This window comes from Streptomyces yatensis (assembly GCF_018069625.1).
GTDB lineage: Bacteria > Actinomycetota > Actinomycetes > Streptomycetales > Streptomycetaceae > Streptomyces > Streptomyces yatensis.
Genome location: NZ_CP072941.1, coordinates 3,688,301 through 3,709,706, shown reverse-complemented (window position 1 = coordinate 3,709,706; position 21,406 = coordinate 3,688,301). Strand labels below are relative to the sequence as shown.

Here is a 21,406-nt window from a genome sequence, read left to right as displayed (position 1 = left end):
TCGCCTGTCGTGGGTGGATTGCCTGTGGGCGGTTCCCTCGCGGGGCGTCGGTTTCCGTTGGGATGTAGCGATGTAGCGATGAAGCGGTAAGGAGTACGGCAGCCATGGCTGATGTGCCCACGCTGGTGGAGCAGGCGCGGCAGGGGCGGCCGCGTGCGGTCGCCCGGCTCATCTCGCTGGTCGAGGGCGCCTCGCCGCAGCTGCGCGAGGTGATGGCCGCGCTCGCTCCGCTGGCCGGGGGTGCGTATGTGGTCGGGGTGACCGGCTCGCCGGGGGTCGGCAAGTCCACCTCGACCTCCGCGCTCGTCTCCGCCTACCGGCGGATCGGCAAGCGGGTGGGCGTCCTCGCCGTCGACCCCTCCTCGCCGTTCTCCGGCGGGGCGCTCCTGGGCGACCGCGTACGGATGTCGGAGCACGCCTCCGACCCCGGCGTCTACATCCGCTCCATGGCCACGCGCGGTCACCTCGGCGGACTCGCCTGGGCCGCTCCGCAGGCCATCCGGGTGCTGGACGCGGCCGGGTGCGACGTGGTGCTGGTGGAGACGGTGGGCGTCGGTCAGTCCGAGGTCGAGATCGCCGCCCAGGCCGATACGAGTGTGCTGCTGCTCGCGCCGGGGATGGGGGACGGGATCCAGGCGGCCAAGGCCGGGATCCTGGAGATCGGCGATGTGTACGTGGTCAACAAGGCCGACCGGGAAGGGGCCGATGCCACGGCCCGGGAGCTCAACCACATGCTGGGCCTGGGCGAGGGGCGGGCGCCGGGGGACTGGCGGCCGCCGATCGTGAAGACCGTGGCGGCGCGCGGCGAGGGGATCGACGAGGTCGTCGAGGCGCTGGAGAAGCACCGTGCGTGGATGGAGGAGCACGGTGTGCTCGCGGAGCGCCGGATGCGGCGGGCGGCGGGCGAGGTCGAGACGATCGCGGTGACGGCGCTGCGGGAGCGGATCGGCGATCTGCACGGGGATCGGCGCCTGGGGGCGCTCGCGGAGCGGGTCGTGGCCGGTGAGCTGGATCCGTATACGGCGGCGGATGAGTTGGTGGCCGGGGTGACGGAGCAGGGGTGACGGAGCGGGGTTGCCCCGGGGCGGGGAGTAATTCAGCCCCTCCGGCGTTTGAGGAGCGGGGTCCGGGGCGGAGCCCCGGCGGGGGTCCAGGTCGCAAAGCCCTGGGACGGGGTGGAGGCTGTCGGCCGGAGGCGCCCACGGCCCGCACACGGTCTACTCGGGCGCCCCGCTGCCCACCGGGCAGGGCGCGGTGGAGGGCATCCGGCGGGAGACGGCCGCCATCACGGGTGCCCGTGCCGGGTTCGGGCGTCGGTCGAGCGGCAGCGGGCCTTCGTGGCGGACGTCTCCCATCCGGAGCTGCTGGACCTGGACGGCGCGGTGGAGGACGTGGTGCGGCTGCAGCGGCTCGCGGCCGATCTGCTGCTGGCCCGGCTGGACGCGCTGGTGCGCGAGGGCGAGCGGGAGCGGATCTTCGAGCGGTTCGTACGGCTCGACGACGCCCGCAGCCGCGACGATGGCGGGGCCGGGCTCGGCCTCGCCATCGCGCGGGACGTGGCGGTGCGCCACGGCGGCACCTTGGCCGTCCGGGCGGCACCTGAGGGCGGTGCCCTGTTCGAGCTGCGGGTTCCTGCCTAGACCCGGCCCCGCTGGGCGCGCAGATGCTCCGCGACGGGCACCAGCGATCCGTACAGCGCCTTGAGGTCCTCCGGCGCGAGCAGATCGATGAAGTGGCTGCGCACGGACGCCACATGGTGGGGTGCGACCTTGCGCATGGTTTCCCAGCCGTGCTCGGTCAGCACGGCGTACAGCCCCCGTCGGTCGGATTCGCAGTTCTCGCGGCGGACCAGGCCGGCGTTCTCCATCCGGGTGATCTGGTGGGACAGCCGGCTCTTGGACTGCAGGGTCGCGGAGGCGAGATCGCTCATCCGCATCCGGCGGTCCTCCGACTCCGAGAGGTTGACCAGGATCTCGTAGTCGTTCATGGTCAGGCCGAACGGCTGCAGGTCTTTTTCGAGCTGGTAGGTCAGCAGCCGGCTGACATCCAGGTGGGTGCGCCACGCGCGCTGTTCCTCATCGCTGAGCCAGCGCGTGCCGTTCTCGGTCTCCATGGGATGTATTCTACCTATAGAAGTTGAATTCCGAACCAATGGATGTATCGGGCTAGAGGTCACCTGTTCGACGTTACACTCCGCATGTTCGCGCTCACGAACCGGTACCCCCTGTCTCGCCGACCGATATCTCGGCGACGACCTGCTCCGTGGACTGCAGCAGCACGGTCCCCGCGCCCACGAACTCGAACTGGTGCTCCTCGCCCGACGCGCCCCCGATCCCCGTGCGCGACCTGATGGCCCCGAGGAACCCGCGCAGATACTGGTGGTCGTAGTGGTGGCACGGTGTCGGGCAGTCCGCCCAGCCCACCAGCGCCTGCGGGTCCACCCGGATCGGCGGCTCCATGAAGACCACGGGCCCATTGGACGCGGCCACGAACTTCCCCGTGCCGATGAGGGTGAGAAAGCCCGGGACGATGGACTGCTTCAGGGACAGCGACGGCTGGAAGGCCAGCAGATTGCCGGACCGGATGGAGAGGTTGCCGTCGTCCAGGTCATAGGAGTTGACGTCGAAGGCGCGGTCGGCGAGCACCATCTTTCCCTGACCCTCGGCCACCACCCAGTCCGCCGCGTGCAGCGGGGAGTGGAAGCTGTACGCGATGAGGTGGTCGAGGTGGCCCATGCCGACGCCGTGGAAGTCGATCTGCCCGTAGTAGGCGACCATCTTCCCCTTCTGCAGGAACCACTGGCCGTTCAGGTCCACGCTGAAGGCGTACGGATTGATGTTGTCGTCGACGGGCAGCGTCCAGGCGTCGTGGATCACGGGGCCGTTCACAGCTTCTCCTCCGATGCCTGGACATAGACCATGCCGGTGCCGGACAGCTCCAGTTGGAACGCCTCCCCCGAGCCGCGGCCCACCATTTCGCGCCAGCCGATCGCCGTCGAGAGCTTATTGCGAACATCACCCCGGTGGGCGACATAGGCTTGCGGATCGACATGCACCGGACGTCCCGGGCCGATCGGCAGCTCCAGCACCCCGCCGTGCGCCATGACCGCCGCGGAGCCGTGTCCCTCCAGGGTGGTGGTGAACAGCCCCTGTCCGGTGACCTGGCCGCGCACCATGCCCATCACCCCGCCCTGGGAGCCGAGGAACATCGTGCCCTGGCGCAGCGAGCCGTCGAAGGCCAGCAGCCGGTCCGACTCCACATAGAGGGTGTCGCCGGCCAGGTCGATCACCTGGACGTGATGGCCGCCGTGCCCGAACATCACCGTGCCCTGGCCCTCGACGGTCATCAGCGGGGTGTCCTCGTCGGCGATCCGCCGCCCGATCATCCCCCGCACCCCGCGCTGCCCGCCGGTGATGCTGGGGGTGAACCGTACGTCCCCGCGGTAGGCGAGCATCGCGCCGCGCTGGCTGAACAGGGTCTGCCCGGGCAGCACCTGGGCCTCGACCATGCGGGAGGTGAGCATCGTGAACGGCATCAGAGCTCACCTCCAATGGTGTTGCGTTCGCTGGGCTGGACGTAGACCAGTCCGTCGCCCTCGAAACGGATCTGGAAGGACTCCCCGCCGCTCTCGCCTATCAGCGCCCGGAAGTTCACCCCCGTCTGGAAGTGCTGCTTGAGGCCGCCGGTGTGGGCGAGGTAGGCGCCCGGGTCGACCTGCAGCGGCGTCTGCGGGGTGACGCGCAGCACGATCGCCGTGCCGGCCGAGACGAGCGCGGCCTGGCCGGTGCCCTCGACGGTCGTGGTGAACAGGCCGTTGCCCTGTGCGGAGCCGCGCAGCCCGGTGAAGGAGGCGCCGGTGCGCAGCGCGGAGTCCGTGCACAGCAGATTGCTGGACTCCACGTACAGCTTCTCGCCGTGCAGCGACACCAGGTTGATCTCGCTCGCCCGGTCGGCGAAGTAGCACGTGCCGTGCCCCTTCACCTCCATGACCGCCATCTGCTCCCCGGTGAGCCGCCGGGTCACCATCCCGCGCAGCCCCTCCCCGCCGCCGGTCTTCTTCTTGAAGGTCATCTCCCCCTCGTAGGCGACCATCGCGCCGTTCTTGGCCTTCACGGAGTCGCCGGTCAGGTCGACCGCGAGCACCCTGCTTCCCTGGAGCCGAAACTGAGCCACGGAGCCGACGGTAGCGGGCTCTGACGTCGGCGGACAGGGAGCGCCGGGGGCGGGGGGTGCCCCCCGGGCCATGATCGCCCGCGAAGCTGCGACAATGGGCGCAGGCTTGTGCATAGATTCACAAGCCGGTCTGTGTTCTGCCGTACCCCTCTTCACACGAAGGTGCTCTCGTGGACTTCAAGACCGCCACCGCGCTGCGCCGGCTCCGCCTGGTCTCCGCGCCCGAGGCCGTGTCGTTCCTGCTGCTGCTCATCTGCTCGGTGCTCAAGCGCACCTCGGACTTCAACGCGGTGCCGGTGATGGGCATGGTGCACGGCGTGCTCTTCATCCTCTACGTGGTCTTCTGGGCGGACGCCTGGAACCGGACCAAGTGGAAGTGGCAGACCGCGGCCCTGTACTTCGTCCTCTCCGTCCTGCCCACCGGCGGCTTCTTCGCCGAGCGCAAGCTCAAGCGGGAGACCGAGGCCGGTGTGATCGCGGCCCGCGCCCGTAAGGAGGGCGTGGTCAACGCATGATCGTCGCCTTTTCGGTGACGCCGCTGGGCGTCGGCGAGGACGTGGGGGAGTACGTCGCCGACGCGGTGCGGGTGGTCCGTGAGTCGGGGCTGCCGAACCGTACGGACGCGATGTTCACCTCGATCGAGGGCGAGTGGGACGAGGTCATGGACGTCGTCAAGCGCGCCGTCGCCGTGGTGGAGGCCCGGGCGCCCCGGGTCTCGGTGGTCCTCAAGGCCGATATCCGCCCCGGCGTCACGGACGGTCTGACCTCCAAGGTCGAGACGGTCGAGCGCCATCTGTCCGACTGACCGGTTGCCCGGCCGACCAACTGACCGAGAGCGGCCGACCGCCTCGGGGCCGCTCAGCCCCCGCCCACCAGGGCCATGCCCAGCGGTGTGCGCTCGTACAGCACCTGATGGCCCTGGCGCCGTGAGCTGAGCAGTCCGGCGGCGCGCAGCACCGCGAGATGGGCCGAGACCGACGAGGGCGCGAGGCCGAGGCGGGCGGCCAGGGCCGTGGTGGAGGCGGGCTCCTCCAGCGCGGCGAGGACCGCCGCGCGGCCCGCGCCCAGGAGGCGTACGAGCGCGTCCCGCCCCTCCGCGTCCGGCTCCCGCCACAGCCCGCCGACCCCGCGCGCCGGATAGATCACCGTGGGCTGCCACGGCGGGGCGAAGCCGCTCACCACATCCGGCCAGACGAAGACGCTGGGCATCAGCAGCACCCCGCGCCCATTGAGGTCCTGCGTGCGGGCGGGGAGCGCGGAGGTATGGATGGTGAGCGTGCCGTCGGTCCACCGCAGCGCGGGCCGCAGATCGGCGAACAGCCGCTCCAGGCCGCCGTCGGCCAACTGCCGGGAGCGATAGCCGATATCGGCCTCCAGCAGGGCCCGCAGCCGGGGCCAGTCGGGTTCGACCAGGGCCCGCCAGGCCCGTTCGGTCACATCGGCCAGCCGCTGGACGGCCCGCGCCGGATCGGCCAGCATCGCCCGGCCCCGCGGGGACTCGGCGGCCCCCGGCGTGCACGCCAGGGACAGGACCAGCTCCCGGTGGGCGGCGGCCGGGTCGGTGGCCCGCATCCGCGCCAGCTCGTCCTCGAACGGCGCGTAGGGCACCTCGGGCGGCGGACCCAGGAAGTCCGGGGTGTAGCCGCCCCGCCCGGGCATCAGCAGCCACAGCTCCGACAGATCGAGCCCGGTCACCGCCTCCCGCACCCGCCGCAGCCACGGCAGGTGGTAGCCGTGCCGCTCGGTCCGGCGCAGCGTGCGCACCGCCTCGTGCGTCTGGCACAGGGGCGAGATGGCGAACCGGCAGCGCAGCAGATCGGCGGCGCCGAAATGCATATGCAGTGGCATGGTCCCGCTCCCGATCGCGAAGATTCGGCTCTGGCCGAAACACTAGAGCCCGCCCCGCCCGTACGGGCACGCTTCCGGCATGTCAACGCCCTCCGGGCCCGGTACCACGGGTCCTGCCGAGTCGCGCCCCGACGCGCACGCCTCCCGACCCGAGCTCGCGCCCGGTGACGACCAGGGGCCGCCGCGGGGTCCGGGGGGCGCGGGCTATGGCGCGGTGTTCGCGGTCCGGGAGTTCCGGGCCGTCTTCGCCGCGCATCTGGTCTCCATGCTGGGCGAGGTGGTCGGCCAGCTCGCGCTGTCCGTGCTGGTCTTCCGGCTCACCGGGTCGCCGCTGCTCAGCGCCCTGACGTTCGCCACCTCGATGCTGCCGTATGTGATCGGCGGCGCCCTGCTGTCCTCCGTCGCCGACCGCTTCCCGGCCCGCCGGGTGCTGGTGGTCTGCGATCTGGTGCACGCCGGATGCGTGGCCGCCATGGTGGTGCCGGGGATGCCGGTGGCCGCGCTGCTCGCGCTGCGCTGTGTGCCCGCCGCGATCTCGCCGGTGTTCAGCGGGACCCGGTCGGCGACGCTCGGCGACATCCTCGGCGAGGGCGACGCCTTCGTCCTGGGCCGCTCGGTCATCCGGATCACCGCCCAGACCGCACAGCTCGCCGGGTTCGGGGTCGGTGGCCTGCTGCTGGCCGCCGTCTCGCCGCGGGCCGCGCTGGCGCTCACGGCGGCGGCGCTCGTCGGCTCGGCGCTGGTGCTCCGCTTCGGCACCCGCCGCCGCCCTGCCCGGCAGGTGGCCAGTGGCGGGGCTCCCCCAGCTACCGCTGGGAGGTGCCCCCTGCTCGGGGACTCGCTGAGCGGGATGCGGCGGCTGTTCGCGGACCGCAGGATCCGGGCGCTGATGCTGCTGTCGTGGGTGCCGCCGATGTTCGTGGTGATGCCGGAGGCGCTGCTGACGCCGTACTCCGATGGGCTGGGGCTCGGCTCGGTGGGGCTCGGGCTGCTGATGTGCGGGATGCCCATCGGCGCGATCGTCAGCGAGGCACTGGTGGGCTCGCTGCTGGGGCCGCGGGCCCGGGCCCGGCTGACGCTGCCGGTCGGCGTCCTGGCGATGCTGCCCGCCCTGGGGTACGCCGTCCGTCCGTCGTTCGGCTGGGCGCTGGCCCTGCAGCTGCTGACCGGCTGCGGTATCGCCTACAGCCTCGGCCTCGACCAGTGGTTTCTCGCCGCCGTACCGGACGAGCTGCGCGGCCGGGCGATGACGGTGCTGACGGCCGGGCTGATGACCGCGCAGGGTCTCGGCATGGCGGTCTCCGGCGCGGTCGCCGAGTTCGTACCGGTCCATGTGGTCGCCGCGACGGCGGGTGGCTGCGGGGCGCTGTGCTCACTGCTGGTGGCGCTGGAGGTGCGGCGCACCGTCCCCGGGTCCGCCCGGCCCGAAGTGTGAGATGGGGCTGACCACGATATGACCGGCCGGTAGGGTCGGTGGTGTGCCGAAGCCGCTCAGCCTGTCGTTCGACCCCATCGCCCGTGCCGATGAGCTCTGGAAGCAGCGGTGGGGGTCCGTGCCCTCCATGGGCGCGATCACTTCGATCATGCGCGCCCACCAGATTCTGCTCAGCCAGGTCGACGCGGTCGTCAGACCGTACGGACTGACCTTCGCCCGCTATGAGGCTCTGGTGCTGCTCACCTTCTCCAAGTCCGGTGAGCTGCCGATGTCCAAGATCGGCGAGCGGCTGATGGTCCACCCGACCTCGGTCACCAATACGGTGGACCGCCTGGTCAAATCGGGTCTGGTCGACAAGCGGCCGAACCCCAACGACGGCCGCGGCACCCTGGCCTCGATCACCGACCGGGGCCGTGAGGTGGTCGAATCGGCCACCCGCGATCTGATGGCGATGGAATTCGGGCTCGGGGTCTACGACGCCGAGGACTGCGGCAAGATCTTCGAGATGCTGCGCCCGCTGCGGGTCGCCGCGGAGGACTTCGAGGACGGCTGACCAAGACCCGGGGGCGGCGAAGATCGCCCCGGAACGGGCGGTTACGCTCAGGGCATGAAACGCAGCGTGCTGACCCGCTACCGGGTCATGGCTTACGTCACCGCAGTGATGCTGCTCGTGCTCTGCACCTGCATGGTGTTCAAGTACGGCTTCGACACGGGCGAGGACCTCACGCTCGTGGTCTCCCAGATCCACGGTGTGCTCTACATCATCTACCTGGTCTTCGCCTTCGACCTCGGCTCCAAGGCCAAGTGGCCGTTCGGCAAGCTGCTGTGGGTCCTGGTCGCGGGCACCATCCCGACGGCCGCGTTCTTCGTCGAGCGCAAGGTCACCCGCGAGGTGGAGCCGCTGGTCAGCGGCGCCGAGCCGGCGCCCGCGCAGGTCTGACCGGCGGTCTGCAGCCCTTCCGCGCGTCCCTTCCGCGCGTCCCGTCCGGGGTCGGACGAGGCGCGCGGCCGGGTGGTGGAGTACCCCCGATCGGCTCACCGCGGCGCGTTCGCGTCGACAATTACTAGGACGTCCTAGTACTTTTGAGGCATGGACGCCGAAGGCATTGAGGCGGGCCGCCGACGGTGGCAGGCCCGGTACGACGCGGCACACAAGCGCGAAGCCGACTTCTCCACGCTGTCGGGGGACCCCGTCGAGCCGGTCTACGGACCCGCTCCGGGCGACACCGTGGCGGGGTTCGAGCGGATCGGCTGGCCCGGCGAGTTCCCGTACACCCGTGGCCTCTATGCCACCGGTTACCGGGGCCGGGCCTGGACCATCCGCCAGTTCGCCGGGTTCGGCAATGCCGAGCAGACCAACGAGCGCTACAAGATGATCCTCAAGGCGGGCGGCGGCGGGCTCTCGGTCGCCTTCGACATGCCGACCCTGATGGGCCGCGACTCCGACGATCCGCATGCGCTCGGCGAGGTCGGCCACTGCGGTGTCGCCATCGACTCCGCCGCCGACATGGAGATCCTCTTCAAGGACATCCCGCTCGGCGATGTCACCACCTCGATGACCATCAGCGGTCCCGCCGTCCCCGTCTTCTGTATGTATCTGGTCGCCGCGGAGCGCCAGGGCGTGGACATCTCGCGGCTCAACGGCACCCTCCAGACGGACATCTTCAAGGAGTACATCGCGCAGAAGGAGTGGCTCTTCCCGCCCGAGCCGCATCTGAAGCTGATCGGCGACCTGATGGAGTACTGCTCCGAGGGCATCCCGGCGTACAAGCCGCTGTCGGTCTCCGGCTACCACATCCGCGAGGCCGGGGCGACGGCCGCGCAGGAGCTGGCGTACACCCTCGCCGACGGCTTCGGCTATGTGGAGCTCGGCCTCTCCCGCGGGCTGGACGTCGACACCTTCGCGCCCGGGCTCTCCTTCTTCTTCGACGCGCATGTCGACTTCTTCGAGGAGATCGCCAAATTCCGCGCCGCCCGCCGGATCTGGGCCCGCTGGATGCGCGATGTCTACGGGGCGAAGACCGAGAAGGCGCAGTGGCTGCGGTTCCACACCCAGACCGCCGGGGTCTCGCTCACCGCCCAGCAGCCGTACAACAACGTGGTGCGGACGGCGGTGGAGGCCCTCGCCGCGGTCCTCGGCGGCACCAACTCGCTGCACACCAACGCCCTGGACGAGACCCTCGCCCTGCCCAGTGAGCAGGCCGCCGAGATCGCCCTGCGCACCCAGCAGGTGCTGATGGAGGAGACCGGGGTCCTCAACGTGGCCGATCCGCTGGGCGGTTCCTGGTACCTCGAGGCGCTGACCGACCGGATCGAGGCCGACGCCGAGAAGATCTTCGAGCAGATCAAGGAGCGCGGCCGCCGCACGGTGCCGGACGGGCAGGAGCCCCGGTGGCCGATCACCGCCGGCATCCTCCAGGGCATCGAGGACGGCTGGTTCACCGGCGAGATCGCCGAATCCGCCTTCCGCTACCAGCGGTCCCTGGAGAAGGGGGACAAGAAGGTCGTCGGCGTCAACTGCCACGAGGGCTCGGTCACCGGCGATCTGGAGATCCTGCGGGTCAGCCACGAGGTCGAGCGCGAGCAGGTGCGGGTGCTGGGTGCCCGTAAGGCCGGCCGGGACGAGGCCGAGATCGCCGAGGGGCTGAAGGCGCTGGTCGCCGCCGCCAGCGAGGGCTCCAACATGATCGAGCCGATGCTGAAGGCCGTGCGCGCCGAGGCGAGCCTCGGAGAGATCTGCGACGCCCTGCGCGAGGAGTGGGGAATCTATACGGAGCCGGCCGGCTTCTGAGCCCCGTCCGGGGCGGGGCCGGCCGCGGCGCCGCCGGAATCCGCCCCGGTCAGTCCGTACAGCAGCAGATCCGTGAAGTCCCGGGCCCATCGCGGGTCCACCGGCTCCGCGCTGATCATCAGCCGGTGGAGCACCGCCCCGGCGACCGTGTCGAAGATCAGGTCCGCGTTGCGGGCCGACTCCTCCGGGTCCTCCTCGCGCGGCAGCTCACCGCGGAGCCGGGCGCGCTCCCGGCCGACCATGACCAGCCGCTTCTGGCGGTCCACGATCGCCGAGCGGACCCGGCACCGCAGCGCCTCGTCGTGCATGGCCTCCGCGATGACGGCCATCAGCGCGGTGCCGGTCTCGGGGCGCTCCAGCAGTGACCCCAGCCGGATCACCACGGCCTCCACATCGGCGTGCAGACTGCCGCGGTCGGTCGCCTCCAGGTGCTCGTCGAAGACCGCCGCGATCGCGTCCACCACCAGCTCGCACTTGCTGGCCCAGCGGCGGTAGAGCGTCGTCTTGGCGACCCCGGCGCGGGCCGCCACATCGCCCAGCGTCAGCTTCGCCCAGCCCAGTTCCACCAGGGCGGCACGGGTGGCGCCCAGGATGGCTCGGTCGGCCTCGGCGCTGCGCGGGCGCCCGGTGCGGCGTGCGGACGGGCTCATGCGCGGCACCCTACCCGCCAGTACCGCACACCGCCCCTGGTGAGTTACGCTACGGCTCGTAGCGTAAGGGTGTGCCACGGCCGGGCCATCGGCCGATGCGCTTTTCCCTTCACCGCGGGAAGAGGGGAGGATGGGACCATGCAGCCACGGAACATGTCCATGAGTGGAGTGGTCGACCTCGCCGCGGTGAAGGCGGCCGGAGAAGCGAAGCAGAAGGCGGAGAAGGCGCGGGCCCAGGCGGCCCGCTCCGGGGGCGCCGCGGCGCCCGCCCGTCTGATCTTCAATGTCGACGAAGCGGGTTTTCAGCAGGACGTCCTGCAGCGCTCCACCGAAGTGCCGGTCGTCATCGACTTCTGGGCCGAGTGGTGCGAGCCGTGCAAGCAGCTCGGTCCCGTCCTGGAGCGGCTGGCGACGGAGTACGCCGGGCAGTTCGTCCTCGCCAAGATCGACGTCGACGCCAACCAGATGCTCTTCCAGCAGTTCGGCGTCCAGGGCATCCCCGCGGTCTTCGCGGTGATCGCGGGCCAGCCGGTGCCGCTCTTCCAGGGTGCCGCGCCCGAGGCGCAGATCCGCCAGGTGCTGGACCAGCTGATCCAGGCGGCGGAGCAGCAGTTCGGCATCGTGGGTACCCCTGTTGAACCCGGCGCCCAGGACGAGGCTGCCGAGGAGGCCGCCCCGGAGGTCCCCGAGTCGCCGCAGGAGACCGCGCTCGGCGCGGCCCATCAGGCGCTGGACGCGGGAGACCTGGGCGGTGCGGTGCGGGCGTACCAGAGCGTGCTCGCCGACGACCCGGCCAACAACGAGGCGAAGCTGGGTCTGGCCCAGGCCCAGTTGCTGGAGCGCGTTCAGGGAGTGGACGCCACCCAGGTGCGCAAGGCGGCCGCGGAGAACCCCGCGGATGCCAGGGCCCAGATCACGGCGGCCGACCTGGACTTGGTGGGCGGTCATGTGGAAGACGCCTTCGGGCGGTTGGTGGACACGGTGCGTCGCACCACGGGGGACGACCGGGACGCGGCCCGCGTTCATCTCCTGAGTCTGTTCGAGGTGATCGGCGGTGAGGACCCCCGAGTGGTGGCGGCGCGCAGCGCGTTGGCGCGCGTGCTGTTCTGACCTCGGGCTCCTCAAACAACACAGCGGCCGCTCTTTACCAAAACTTGGTAAACGCGGCCGCTGTTACTGCCAGTAAATGCGGGCCCGGGCTTTGTCCGGTCTTGGAGTAAATCTCCCTCTCTTTCCGGTCACAGTCCGGCAACCCTGCGTGCCCGATCTCGACCGTCCTGCCGCAGTTCGGTTATCCGTCCGTTACTCGCTAGTAACGAACCCCTTGTGCCCGGGCCGGGAATGGACCACGATCGGCCAAGCTCGGTCCATCCCCCCGTAGCTCGGCATCCGGTCGGCGCGTCGGTGTGGTTGGGTCCCCACCGGGCAGGCCGGCGGCAGTGGCGCCGGCCGTGGACAGGGGGGTCTCTGCCCAAAAGGCAGGGCCTGTCCAGGAGGTTGCGCGAGATTGCGTGGCCAGTGGTTGTCGCTCGGGGGTGATCGCCGGTGTTGCGGGTGCGGTGTGCGCCTGTCAGACGTGGGCGCTCTCCTTCCCGAGGACGTAGCACTTCTCCCATCCCAGGTCCGGGGTTCGCCCCGGCCGGAGATGTACGTCCGAGAAGGAGGAAAGTCATGGAGTCCGTGGCTCGTGGCGGCACCAGATGGAAGCGGTTCGCCGTTGTCATGGTGCCGAGCGTTGCTGCCACGGCCGCGATCGGCGTCGCCCTGTCCCAGGGTGCGCTCGCGGCCTCGTTCAACGTGTCCGGTCAGCAGTTCAAGGTCTCGGTCGACCGGCTCGACGGCACCGGGTTCGCGCAGTACGGAGCGCTGGACACCCAGCACGGGGGCAAGAAGGTCCCCGTCGCGGTGTCGGCGTTCAAGAGCGCGAAGCTCAAGGGCCTGTGCCAGTCCGTCGTGATCCCGGTTCCCGTCTTCGGCGATGTGTCGCTGAAGCTGACGGCAGGCAACGGCAGCAAGCAGGTCGAGGCCAAGAACCTCTTCATCGATCTCGATCAGCTCAACGCGGACGCCACGTTCCGTGGGATCGACATCGGTGTGGCGGCGGGTGACGCGCACAAGGGCCCTGGCATCAACAAGGGCGATGCGGCCGATCCCGGCTCGTTCGGCCAGCAGTCGGATTCGGCGACGCTGGTCGGTGTGAAGCAGACCGCCTGGGCGACCAGTGCGGGCACGTTCAAGCTCTCCGGCCTTTCGATGAAGGTCAGCAAGGGCAAGAACGAGTGCTTCTGATCCGTTGAGCTGAGGGTGAGGGGCCGCGGTGCTGCCCCTCACCCGGGCATCGACCAGCAGCGCGAATGCGCCACGCTAGTACTGCTGTAGAACAACCGCGATCACACCGATCGCCAGCCCCAGGGAGCTGTTTTCGATGAGTGCCGAGTCGCCGGGGGCGAGTGACCGTATCAGCCGTTGGCGGGAGTCCTTCAGGGCGTGGCGCTGGCAGCGCCCGTTCTGGGCCGGGCTGTTGAGCCTGCTCGCGGGGCTGCCGATCATGTACTTCCCGTACAACGACGTCAACGCGGGCGGATTCACCATCAACATGTCCACCACCGCCGGATCGGCCTCGCTGATCATCGGGGTGCTGTTGGTGGTCCTGGGCCTGACCATGTGGTTCCAGCCCATGGTGCGGGTGTTCGCCGGAGTCGCCACGATCCTGCTCGGCCTGGTGTCGATCCCCGTTTCGAACTTCGGCGGCTTCCTGATGGGATTCCTGCTCGCGCTGTTCGGCGGCGGCATGAGCATCTCCTGGGCACCGGGTGAGACTCCCTCCGCGCAGCCGGCCGAAGGGCCGGGAGCGGCGCCGCAGGACGACGGGAACGGTGACAACGTGCCGGAACCGGCCGGGGCCGGGTCCGCACCGGACCAGGAAGCCAGGAATGGGAGGCACCGTGCGGGGTGAAGACCGACCCGAGCAGCCGGAGGGAGTGAGCCCGCGCCGGGTCAGAACGGGCCCGCGGCACGCGGCACCGAAGAAGTCGGTACTCACCCGCCTTCAGGTGCCCGCCGGCAAGGCCATAGCGCTGGCCGCCATGCCGACGGCCGTGCTGATGGGCATGGGGCTCACTCCGCAGCTCGCCTCGGCCAACCCCCGGCCCGAGGACCGGTACAAGGCCGGGCCGTGTGTGTCCCAGCCGGACGAGGCGGACAAGGACGACTCCAAGGGCGGCAAGGACGCCTCGGACTCGCAGCGCGACGACAAGGCCGACAAGGCCGACAAGGACTCCAAGGACGACAAGGGCGCCGAGGACGCGAAGGGTTCGCCCGAGAAGGGCTCCCAGGACGGCTCCAAGGGCTCTGAGGACTCCTCGGACGGCAAGGCGGGCTCGGACGATGGCAAGGCCACCTCCACGCCGTCTCCGTCCCGTTCCTCCGCGCCCTCCTCCGATGCCGGGGACTCCGGCGCCGGGGACGAGGAGCCGTCGGCCTCGCCGAGCCCGTCGAAGTCCAAGAACCCCCTGGACCCGCTGGGTCTCGGGGACGCGCTCCACGACATCCTGACGCCCGAGGAGAAGGCGAAGGAGTCGGCCGAGCCGAGCGCCTCGCCGAGCCCCTCGTCGAGCGAGGAGCCCAGCTCGTCGCCGTCGCCCTCCCCGTCGAAGTCCAAGAGCTCCGACAAGCTCACCGATCCGGTCAAGGACACGGTGGACAAGGTGGGCAAGGGCGTCAAGGACACCGTGGACGGGGTGGGGAAGACCGTCGAGGACGCCAAGGACAAGGCGGACAAGGCCCTTCCGAAGCCCTCCTCGTCCCCCTCGAAGGACGCGGACGGCAAGGAGGCGTTCCCCTGCCCCGAGTTCGACGCCGACGCGTACGAGAACGCCGAGACCGAGCCGACCTCGAGCCTGCTGCCCGAGGACCCCTGGACCCTCAAGAGCACCCTGCTGAGCCTGCACGGCCTGGACTACAAGGGCATCGTGGAGGTCAAGACGCAGGGCGGCCAGGTCAAGAAGGTCCTGAAGTTCACCGCCTCGGGCGTGGACATCAAGGATCTGCACCAGCTGGTGGTGGGCCCGGCCGGGACCACGACCCATGTGCAGGCGCGCGAAGGGTCCACCTCGACCATTCGCAACGGCACCGTGACCATGTACACCGAGGAGCTGAAGGGGAACCTGCTGGGGCTCATCCCGATCACCTTCAGCCCCAAGAGCCCGCCGCCGGTCAACATCCCCGAGGTGTTCTTCACCGACGTCACGGTCACGCAGGCCGGCCAGTTCGGTGGCGACCTGACCGTACCGGGCATGCATCTGTTCAAGACCGGGGAGTGACTCCGCGAGATCACCGACCCGTTCGGGAGCCGCACACCCCTCCTCCGGGAGGGAAACGACCGTGGGCACCGCCTCCACTCGGAGACGGTGCCCACGGGCGTGTTCGGCGCGCTACCGGCTCGCGCCGCCCAGGTGGTGCACCCGGACCATGTTGGTGGTGCCGGGGACGCCGGGAGGCGAGCCGGCGGTGATGATCATGGTGTCGCCCTCGGTGTAGCGGCCCAGCTTCAGCAGCTCGGCGTCCACCAGGTCGACCATCGCGTCGGTGTGCTCGACATAGGGCACCACGAAGGACTCCACGCCCCAGCTCAGGGTGAGCTGGTTGCGGGTGGCCACATCGGTGGTGAAGGCCAGGATCGGCTGCTGGGCGCGGTAGCGGGAGAGCCGGCGGGCGGTGTCACCGGACTGGGTGAAGGCGACCAGCGACTTGGCGCCCAGGAAGTCGGCGATCTCGGCGGCCGCGCGGGCCACCGAACCGCCCTGGGTGCGCGGCTTCTTGCCGGGCACCAGCGGCTGCAGACCGCGCGAGAGCAGCTCCTGCTCGGCGGCCTGGACGATCCGGGACATCGTCTTGACCGTCTCGATCGGGTACGAGCCGACCGAGGACTCGGCGGAGAGCATCACCGCGTCCGCGCCGTCCAGGATCGCGTTGGCGACATCAGACGCCTCGGCGCGGGTCGGCCGGGAGTTGGTGATCATCGACTCCATCATCTGGGTCGCGACGATCACCGGCTTGGCGTTGCGGCGGCAGAGCTCGATCAGCCGCTTCTGCACCATCGGGACCTTCTCCAGCGGATACTCCACCGCGAGGTCACCACGGGCCACCATGACCCCGTCGAAGGCCGCGACGACGTCGGTCATGTTGGCGACCGCCTGCGGCTTCTCCACCTTGGCGATCACCGGCACCCGGCGGCCCACCTCGTCCATGACGCGGTGCACGTCCCGGACGTCGGACGCGTCCCGGACGAAGGACAGGGCGACCATGTCGCAGCCCATCCGCAGGGCGAACTTCAGGTCCTCGACGTCCTTCTCGGACAGCGCGGGCACATTGACCGCCGCACCCGGCAGGTTGATCCCCTTGTGGTCGGAGATCACCCCGCCCTCGATGACGATGGTCCGGACCCGGGAGCCCTCGACCGCGGTGACCCGCAGCTCGACATTGCCGTCGTTGATCAGGACCTGGTCGCCCTTGGACACATCGCCCGGCAGCCCCTTGTAGGTGGTGCCGCAGATGGTGCGGTCACCCTCCACGTCCTCGGTGGTGATGATGAACTCATCCCCGCGGACCAGCTCCACCGGGCCGTCCTTGAAGGTCTCCAGGCGGATCTTGGGGCCCTGGAGGTCGGCGAGGACGCCGACCGCGTGCCCGGTCTCCTCGGATGCCTTGCGGACGCGGTGGTACCGCTCCTCATGCTCCGGGTGGGTTCCGTGGCTCATGTTGAACCGGGCCACGTTCATCCCGGCCTCGATGAGGGACTTCAGCTGGTCGTAGGAGTCGACAGCGGGGCCCAGAGTGCAGACGATTTTGGAACGGCGCATGAGGCAGATCCTATCGGTTTGTTTCGGAGCGGAATTTTTCAGTCTTGGGCAGAGCGGAGCCGGAACCGGAGGCTAGGCGTTGACCAGGTCGAACGTCTGGCCGGCGATCTCCAGCTCCTCATCGGTGGGCACCACGGCCACCGCGACCCGGCTGGACTCCGTGGAGATCAGCCGCGCCGTGGCGGAGCGCAGCGCGTTGCGGACGCCGTCCACCTCGATGCCGAACGCGGTGAGGTCGCGCATCGCCGCCTCCCGTACCGCCGCGGAGTTCTCCCCCACACCGGCGGTGAACGCGATGGCGTCCACCCGCCCGAGTACCGCGGTGTACGCGCCCACATACTTCCGCAGTCGGTGGATGTAGATGTCGAAGGCGAGCTGCGCGGCCTGATCGCCCTCGCCCATCCGGCGGCCGATCTCGCGCATGTCGTTGTCCCCGCACAGACCGGCCAGCCCACTGGCCTTGTTGAGCAGTGTGTCGATCGCATCGGTCGACATACCGCCCACCCGGGACAGATGGAAGATCGCCGCCGGATCGATGTCGCCCGAGCGGGTACCCATCACCAGGCCCTCCAACGGGGTCAGCCCCATCGAGGTCTCCACGCAGACGCCGCCGCGCACCGCCGAGGCGCTGGCCCCGTTGCCCAGGTGCAGCACGATCGTGTTGACCTCCGCCGGGTCCTTGCCCAGCAGGGCGGCGGTGGCCCGGGAGACATACGCGTGCGAGGTGCCGTGGAAGCCGTAGCGCCGCACCCCCCAGCGGTCGGCGGTCGCCACGTCGATCGCGTAGCGCGCCGCCGCCTCCGGGATGGTCGAGTGGAACGCCGTGTCGAAGACCGCGACCTGCGGCAGGTCCGGGCGCAGCGCGCGGGCCACCTTGATCCCGGTGACATTGGCCGGGTTGTGCAGCGGGGCCAGCGGGATCAGCTTCTCGATCTCCTCGACCACCTCGTCGGTGATCAGGGCCGGCTCGGTGAACCGGGTGCCGCCGTGCACCACCCGGTGGCCGACCGCCGCCAGCTCGGGCGAGTCGAGGCCCAGCCCCTGGGCGGCCAGTTCGTCGGCCACCTGCTTGAGGGCCGCCGCGTGGTCGGCGACGGGCCCCTCGCCGATCCGCTCCACGATGCCGGAGGCCGGCCGGGAGCCGTCGGCCATGTCCAGAAGCTGGTACTTCACGGACGAGGAACCGGAGTTGAGGACGAGGACTCGGGAGCCGTTCACGCGGACTGCGCCTTCTCTGTGGAGGATGCCGGGGACGCCGGGGACTGGGCCTGGACGGCGGTGATCGAGACGGTGTTGACGATGTCCTGGACGAGTGCCCCGCGGGACAGGTCGTTCACCGGCTTGCGCAGCCCCTGCAGCACCGGGCCGACCGCGACCGCGCCCGCCGAGCGCTGCACGGCCTTGTAGGTGTTGTTGCCGGTGTTCAGGTCCGGGAAGATCAGCACGGTGGCGTTGCCCGCCACCTCGGAGTCGGGCAGCTTGGTCGCCGCGACCGCGGCGTCCACCGCCGCGTCGTACTGGATCGGGCCCTCGACCAGCAGATCGGGGCGGCGCTCGCGGACCAGCTCGGTCGCCTTGCGGACCTTGTCCACATCCGCGCCGGAGCCCGAGGTGCCGGTCGAGTACGACAGCATCGCGATCCTCGGCTCCACCCCGAACCGGGCGGCCGTCGTCGCCGACTGGATGGCGATGTCCGCGAGCTGCTCGGCGTCCGGGTCGGGGTTGACCGCGCAGTCGCCGTAGACGAGCACCCGGTCGGCCAGGCACATGAAGAAGACCGAGGAGACGATCTCGGCGCCCGGAGCGGTCTTGATGATCTCGAAGGCGGGCCGGATGGTGGCGGCGGTGGAGTGCACCGCGCCGGAGACCATGCCGTCGGCCAGGCCCTCCTGGACCATCAGGGTGCCGAAGTAGGAGACGTCGGCCACCACGTCGTACGCCAGCTCGTAGGAGACGCCCTTGTGGGCGCGCAGCTTCGCGTACGCCTCGGCGAAGCGCTCGCGCAGCGGGGAGGTCTGCGGATCGACGATCTGCGCCTCGGCGAGCTGGATGCCGAGCTCGGCCGCGCGCTTGCGGATCGCGTCCTCCTCGCCCAGCAGTGTGAGATCGCACACATCGCGGCGGAGGAGTACGTCGGCGGCGCGCAGCACCCGCTCCTCCGCGCCCTCCGGCAGCACCACCCGGCGGCGACGGGACCGGGACCGCTCGATCAGCTCGCGCTCGAACATCATCGGGGTGACCCGGGCCGAGCGGCCCACCGAGATGCGCTCGGTCAGGGCGGCGGTGTCCACATGCCGCTCGAAGAGGCCGAGCGCCGTCTCCGCCTTGCGCGGCGCGCTCGCCGTGAGCTTGCCCTCGATGGCGAACAGCTCGGCCGCCGTCGGGAAGGACCCGCCCGCCACCGACACCACCGGGGTCCCCGGGGCGAGCCGCGAGGCCAGCGCCAGGATGTCCGGGCCCGGCCGCTCGTCCAGGGTGAGCAGCACCCCGGCGATCGGCGGGGAGCCGGCGCTGTGCGCCGCGAGCGCGCCCACGATCAGGTCCGCGCGGTCCCCGGGCGTCACCACCAGGCAGCCCTCGGTCAGCGCGGGCAGGAAGGTCGGCAGCATCGCGCCGCCGAAGACGAAGTCCCGCACATCCCGGGAGAGCCCGGTGTGATCGCCGAGCAGCACCTCCGCACCCAGCGTGCGGACGATCTGGGAGACGGTGGGCGCCGACAGCGACGGTTCCTCGGGCAGCACATAGCTGGGGACCGGCAGCTTGGCGGCCAGCCGCTCGGCGATGGCCTCGCGGTCCCCGGGCACCACCCGGTTGACGACCACCGCGACCACGTCGCAGCCCTGCGCCTCATAGGCGCGGTAGGCGTTGTGGGCCTCGGCGCCGGCCGACTCGGCGGTCTGCCGCTGCCCGCCGACGACCGTGATCACCGAGGCGCCGAACTCATTGGCGAGCCGTGCGTTCAGCCCCAGTTCGTCGGGGAGGCTGGTGGCCGCGTAGTCGCTGCCCAGCACCAGGACGTAGTCATACGCGTCGGCGACCTCGTGGAAGCGGCCGACCAGCTGCGAGACCAGTTCGTCGGTGCCCCGCTCGGCCTGGAGGGTGGCCGCCTCGTGATACGTCATGCCGAAGACCGACTCCGGCGACTGGCTGAGCCGGTAGCGCGCCCGCAGCAGGTCGAAGAGGCGATCGGGGTCGTCGTGCACCAGGGGGCGGAAGACCCCGACCCGGTCGACATGACGGGTCAGGAGCTCCATCACCCCCAGCTCCACGACCTGGCGTCCGTCGCCACGCTCGACTCCGGTCACGTACACGCTGCGTGTCACGCGCACTCTCCGTTCCTCTGGCGTTCTCGGGTGTTTTCCGTTTGTGCGCCCATGGGACACAAATTGGCCACATTGAACGGCCCGGTCCTCTTGACAATACCTGCGACCCTGATTAAGGCGCTGGCCGCTTTGGGGATACAGCACTACCCCGCCCATGAAACAATCGGACTGGCTCACATCTACCCGTAGGGAGCAGGAGACACAGCACGATGCGCATCGGAGTTCTCACCGCAGGCGGCGACTGCCCCGGCCTCAACGCTGTGATCCGGTCGGTGGTGCACCGCGCGGTCGCCGGCCACGGAGACGAGGTGATCGGGTTCGAGGACGGCTTCAAGGGACTCCTCGACGGCCGTCACCGCAAGCTGGACCTCGACGCCGTCAGCGGCATCCTCGCCCGCGGCGGCACCATCCTCGGCTCCTCGCGGCTGGAGCGCGCCCGGCTGCGCGAGGCGTGCGAGACCTCGAAGGACCACGCGCGCGACTACGGGATAGACGTGCTGATCCCGATCGGCGGCGAGGGCACCCTCACCGCCGCGCGGATGCTCTCCGACGCGGGCCTGCCGATCGTCGGCGTCCCGAAGACGATCGACAACGACATCTCCTCCACCGACCGCACCTTCGGCTTCGACACCGCCGTCGGCGTCGCCACCGAGGCGATGGACCGGCTCAAGACCACCGCCGAATCGCATCAGCGGGTCATGGTCGTCGAGGTCATGGGGCGCCACGCGGGCTGGATCGCGCTGGAGTCCGGGATGGCCGGCGGCGCCCACGGCATCTGCCTGCCGGAGCGGCCCTTCGAGGTCGACGGGCTGGTGAAGATGGTCGAGGAGCGGTTCTCCCGCGGCAAGAAGTTCGCGGTCATCTGCGTCGCCGAGGGCGCGCACCCGGCCGAGGGCTCCATGGAGTACCAGAAGGGCGAGATCGACCAGTACGGCCATGAGCGGTTCACCGGTATCGGCAACCGCCTCGCGGCCGAGCTGGAGCGGCGCCTGGGCAAGGAGGCCCGCCCGGTCATCCTGGGCCATGTGCAGCGCGGCGGCACGCCCACCGCGTACGACCGCGTACTGGCCACCCGCTTCGGCTGGCACGCCGTCGAGGCGGCGCACCGCGGCGACTTCGGCATGATGACCGCGCTGCGCGGCACGGACATCACGATGGTGCCGATCGCCAACGCGGTCACCGAGCTCAAGACCGTTCCGGTCGACCGGATGGACGAGGCCGAGTCGGTCTTCTGAGCCGTCAGGCGCCTGCTTGCTTCTGCTCGTTGATTCCCACTCGTCGGCTCTCTCGTCGGCCGTGGCGGCCTTGATCATCCCCCCGTGGAA

At 70.4% G+C, this 21,406-nt stretch carries 21 protein-coding genes and 1 pseudogene; 13 read left to right on the top strand and 9 right to left on the bottom strand.

Features of this window, described 5'->3' with window-relative positions; all coding sequences use genetic code 11:
- Positions 1–104: 104 nt before the first annotated feature.
- On the top strand, positions 105–1,064 hold the full coding sequence (gene meaB, locus J8403_RS14940; RefSeq protein WP_059147651.1) for a methylmalonyl Co-A mutase-associated GTPase MeaB: 960 nt from the start codon (positions 105–107) through the stop codon (positions 1,062–1,064).
- Between the two features lie 393 nt (positions 1,065–1,457).
- A pseudogene (locus J8403_RS44735) lies at positions 1,458–1,640 on the top strand (ATP-binding protein); the annotation flags it as partial.
- Here J8403_RS44735 and J8403_RS14930 read toward each other — a convergent pair.
- The 4 genes from J8403_RS14930 to J8403_RS14915 form a co-directional block, all read right to left on the bottom strand.
- Positions 1,637–2,113, bottom strand: coding sequence for a MarR family winged helix-turn-helix transcriptional regulator (locus J8403_RS14930; RefSeq protein ID WP_093464724.1), 477 nt, complete (start codon positions 2,111–2,113; stop codon positions 1,637–1,639). The pseudogene J8403_RS44735 and the gene J8403_RS14930 sit on opposite strands and share 4 nt — an antisense overlap.
- A 94-nt stretch (positions 2,114–2,207) precedes the next feature.
- Positions 2,208–2,888 carry an AIM24 family protein gene (locus J8403_RS14925; RefSeq protein WP_211123623.1) on the bottom strand — a complete coding sequence of 227 codons (681 nt, stop codon included), beginning with the start codon at positions 2,886–2,888 and terminating at the stop codon, positions 2,208–2,210.
- Positions 2,885–3,535, bottom strand: coding sequence for an AIM24 family protein (locus J8403_RS14920; protein ID WP_211123622.1), 651 nt, complete (start codon positions 3,533–3,535; stop codon positions 2,885–2,887). Before J8403_RS14920 ends, J8403_RS14925 begins: the two co-directional genes overlap by 4 nt.
- Entirely contained in the window at positions 3,535–4,173 is a 639-nt protein-coding gene (locus J8403_RS14915) for an AIM24 family protein (protein ID WP_211123621.1), read from the bottom strand. The genes J8403_RS14920 and J8403_RS14915 overlap by 1 nt, the downstream gene beginning before the upstream one ends.
- A gap of 170 nt (positions 4,174–4,343) precedes the next feature.
- Here J8403_RS14915 and J8403_RS14910 point away from each other — a divergent pair, with 170 nt between their 5' ends.
- Both J8403_RS14910 and J8403_RS14905 read left to right on the top strand, forming a co-directional pair.
- Entirely contained in the window at positions 4,344–4,688 is a 345-nt protein-coding gene (locus J8403_RS14910) for a DUF3817 domain-containing protein (RefSeq protein WP_078643714.1), read from the top strand.
- Positions 4,685–4,978: an MTH1187 family thiamine-binding protein gene (locus tag J8403_RS14905; RefSeq protein ID WP_020868372.1), complete on the top strand. Its 294-nt coding sequence runs from the start codon at positions 4,685–4,687 to the stop codon at positions 4,976–4,978. The genes J8403_RS14910 and J8403_RS14905 overlap by 4 nt, the downstream gene beginning before the upstream one ends.
- 53 nt (positions 4,979–5,031) lie before the next feature.
- On the opposite strand, the gene J8403_RS14900 is transcribed toward J8403_RS14905, so the two are convergent.
- Positions 5,032–6,021 carry an ArsR/SmtB family transcription factor gene (locus J8403_RS14900; RefSeq protein ID WP_211123620.1) on the bottom strand — a complete coding sequence of 330 codons (990 nt, stop codon included), beginning with the start codon at positions 6,019–6,021 and terminating at the stop codon, positions 5,032–5,034.
- Between the two features lie 79 nt (positions 6,022–6,100).
- Here J8403_RS14900 and J8403_RS14895 point away from each other — a divergent pair, with 79 nt between their 5' ends.
- From J8403_RS14895 to icmA, 4 genes are all read left to right on the top strand, one after another.
- Positions 6,101–7,456: an MFS transporter gene (locus tag J8403_RS14895; RefSeq protein ID WP_211123619.1), complete on the top strand. Its 1,356-nt coding sequence runs from the start codon at positions 6,101–6,103 to the stop codon at positions 7,454–7,456.
- Between the two features lie 43 nt (positions 7,457–7,499).
- A complete protein-coding gene (locus tag J8403_RS14890; RefSeq protein WP_137967465.1) occupies positions 7,500–8,009 on the top strand; it encodes a MarR family winged helix-turn-helix transcriptional regulator in 510 nt (169 codons plus the stop codon).
- Positions 8,010–8,063: 54 nt separating this feature from the next.
- The gene (locus tag J8403_RS14885) at positions 8,064–8,396 is read left to right on the top strand and encodes a DUF3817 domain-containing protein (protein WP_079059741.1); all 333 of its coding nucleotides are present in this window, start codon (positions 8,064–8,066) and stop codon (positions 8,394–8,396) included.
- Between the two features lie 150 nt (positions 8,397–8,546).
- Positions 8,547–10,247 (top strand): coenzyme B12-dependent isobutyryl-CoA mutase large subunit, encoded by a 1,701-nt coding sequence (icmA, locus tag J8403_RS14880; protein ID WP_211123618.1) that lies wholly within the window; start codon positions 8,547–8,549, stop codon positions 10,245–10,247.
- Here icmA and J8403_RS14875 read toward each other — a convergent pair.
- Positions 10,223–10,897, bottom strand: a complete 675-nt coding sequence (locus tag J8403_RS14875) for a TetR/AcrR family transcriptional regulator (protein WP_211123617.1) — start codon at positions 10,895–10,897, stop codon at positions 10,223–10,225. The genes icmA and J8403_RS14875 overlap by 25 nt on opposite strands.
- 138 nt (positions 10,898–11,035) lie before the next feature.
- Between J8403_RS14875 and J8403_RS14870 the strand changes: the two genes are divergently transcribed.
- The 4 genes from J8403_RS14870 (at position 11,036) to J8403_RS14855 (ending at position 15,219) form a co-directional block, all read left to right on the top strand.
- Entirely contained in the window at positions 11,036–12,007 is a 972-nt protein-coding gene (locus J8403_RS14870) for a tetratricopeptide repeat protein (RefSeq protein WP_211123616.1), read from the top strand.
- Between the two features lie 561 nt (positions 12,008–12,568).
- On the top strand, positions 12,569–13,186 hold the full coding sequence (locus J8403_RS14865) for a DUF6230 family protein (RefSeq protein WP_211123615.1): 618 nt from the start codon (positions 12,569–12,571) through the stop codon (positions 13,184–13,186).
- 136 nt (positions 13,187–13,322) lie between these two features.
- Positions 13,323–13,853 (top strand): DUF6114 domain-containing protein, encoded by a 531-nt coding sequence (locus J8403_RS14860; protein ID WP_093464739.1) that lies wholly within the window; start codon positions 13,323–13,325, stop codon positions 13,851–13,853.
- Positions 13,831–15,219 carry a hydrogenase expression protein HypF gene (locus J8403_RS14855; RefSeq protein ID WP_211123614.1) on the top strand — a complete coding sequence of 463 codons (1,389 nt, stop codon included), beginning with the start codon at positions 13,831–13,833 and terminating at the stop codon, positions 15,217–15,219. Before J8403_RS14860 ends, J8403_RS14855 begins: the two co-directional genes overlap by 23 nt.
- A gap of 111 nt (positions 15,220–15,330) precedes the next feature.
- Here J8403_RS14855 and pyk read toward each other — a convergent pair whose 3' ends face one another.
- The 3 genes from pyk to pta form a co-directional block, all read right to left on the bottom strand.
- Positions 15,331–16,758 carry a pyruvate kinase gene (pyk, locus tag J8403_RS14850; RefSeq protein ID WP_211123613.1) on the bottom strand — a complete coding sequence of 476 codons (1,428 nt, stop codon included), beginning with the start codon at positions 16,756–16,758 and terminating at the stop codon, positions 15,331–15,333.
- Between the two features lie 72 nt (positions 16,759–16,830).
- Positions 16,831–17,976, bottom strand: coding sequence for an acetate kinase (locus tag J8403_RS14845; protein WP_211123612.1), 1,146 nt, complete (start codon positions 17,974–17,976; stop codon positions 16,831–16,833).
- Positions 17,973–20,081 carry a phosphate acetyltransferase gene (gene pta, locus J8403_RS14840; protein ID WP_211123611.1) on the bottom strand — a complete coding sequence of 703 codons (2,109 nt, stop codon included), beginning with the start codon at positions 20,079–20,081 and terminating at the stop codon, positions 17,973–17,975. The genes J8403_RS14845 and pta overlap by 4 nt, the downstream gene beginning before the upstream one ends.
- A gap of 209 nt (positions 20,082–20,290) precedes the next feature.
- Between pta and J8403_RS14835 the strand changes: the two genes are divergently transcribed.
- Positions 20,291–21,316 (top strand): 6-phosphofructokinase, encoded by a 1,026-nt coding sequence (locus tag J8403_RS14835; RefSeq protein WP_211123610.1) that lies wholly within the window; start codon positions 20,291–20,293, stop codon positions 21,314–21,316.
- Positions 21,317–21,406: the final 90 nt, after the last annotated feature.

Excerpts from the sequence above, each read along its gene's own strand:
- J8403_RS14900 (WP_211123620.1), bottom strand. The coding sequence starts at position 6,021 with ATGCCACTGCATATGCATTTCGGCGCCGCCGATCTGCTGCGCTGCCGG.
- pyk (WP_211123613.1), bottom strand. The coding sequence starts at position 16,758 with ATGCGCCGTTCCAAAATCGTCTGCACTCTGGGCCCCGCTGTCGACTCC.
- J8403_RS14835 (WP_211123610.1), top strand. The coding sequence starts at position 20,291 with ATGCGCATCGGAGTTCTCACCGCAGGCGGCGACTGCCCCGGCCTCAAC.
- J8403_RS14885 (WP_079059741.1), top strand. The coding sequence starts at position 8,064 with ATGAAACGCAGCGTGCTGACCCGCTACCGGGTCATGGCTTACGTCACC.
- J8403_RS14930 (WP_093464724.1), bottom strand. The coding sequence starts at position 2,113 with ATGGAGACCGAGAACGGCACGCGCTGGCTCAGCGATGAGGAACAGCGC.
- icmA (WP_211123618.1), top strand. The coding sequence starts at position 8,547 with ATGGACGCCGAAGGCATTGAGGCGGGCCGCCGACGGTGGCAGGCCCGG.
- J8403_RS14905 (WP_020868372.1), top strand. The coding sequence starts at position 4,685 with ATGATCGTCGCCTTTTCGGTGACGCCGCTGGGCGTCGGCGAGGACGTG.
- meaB (WP_059147651.1), top strand. The coding sequence starts at position 105 with ATGGCTGATGTGCCCACGCTGGTGGAGCAGGCGCGGCAGGGGCGGCCG.
- J8403_RS14870 (WP_211123616.1), top strand. The coding sequence starts at position 11,036 with ATGCAGCCACGGAACATGTCCATGAGTGGAGTGGTCGACCTCGCCGCG.
- J8403_RS14895 (WP_211123619.1), top strand. The coding sequence starts at position 6,101 with ATGTCAACGCCCTCCGGGCCCGGTACCACGGGTCCTGCCGAGTCGCGC.
- J8403_RS14860 (WP_093464739.1), top strand. The coding sequence starts at position 13,323 with ATGAGTGCCGAGTCGCCGGGGGCGAGTGACCGTATCAGCCGTTGGCGG.
- J8403_RS14855 (WP_211123614.1), top strand. The coding sequence starts at position 13,831 with ATGGGAGGCACCGTGCGGGGTGAAGACCGACCCGAGCAGCCGGAGGGA.
- J8403_RS14920 (WP_211123622.1), bottom strand. The coding sequence starts at position 3,535 with ATGCCGTTCACGATGCTCACCTCCCGCATGGTCGAGGCCCAGGTGCTG.
- J8403_RS14865 (WP_211123615.1), top strand. The coding sequence starts at position 12,569 with ATGGAGTCCGTGGCTCGTGGCGGCACCAGATGGAAGCGGTTCGCCGTT.
- J8403_RS14875 (WP_211123617.1), bottom strand. The coding sequence starts at position 10,897 with ATGAGCCCGTCCGCACGCCGCACCGGGCGCCCGCGCAGCGCCGAGGCC.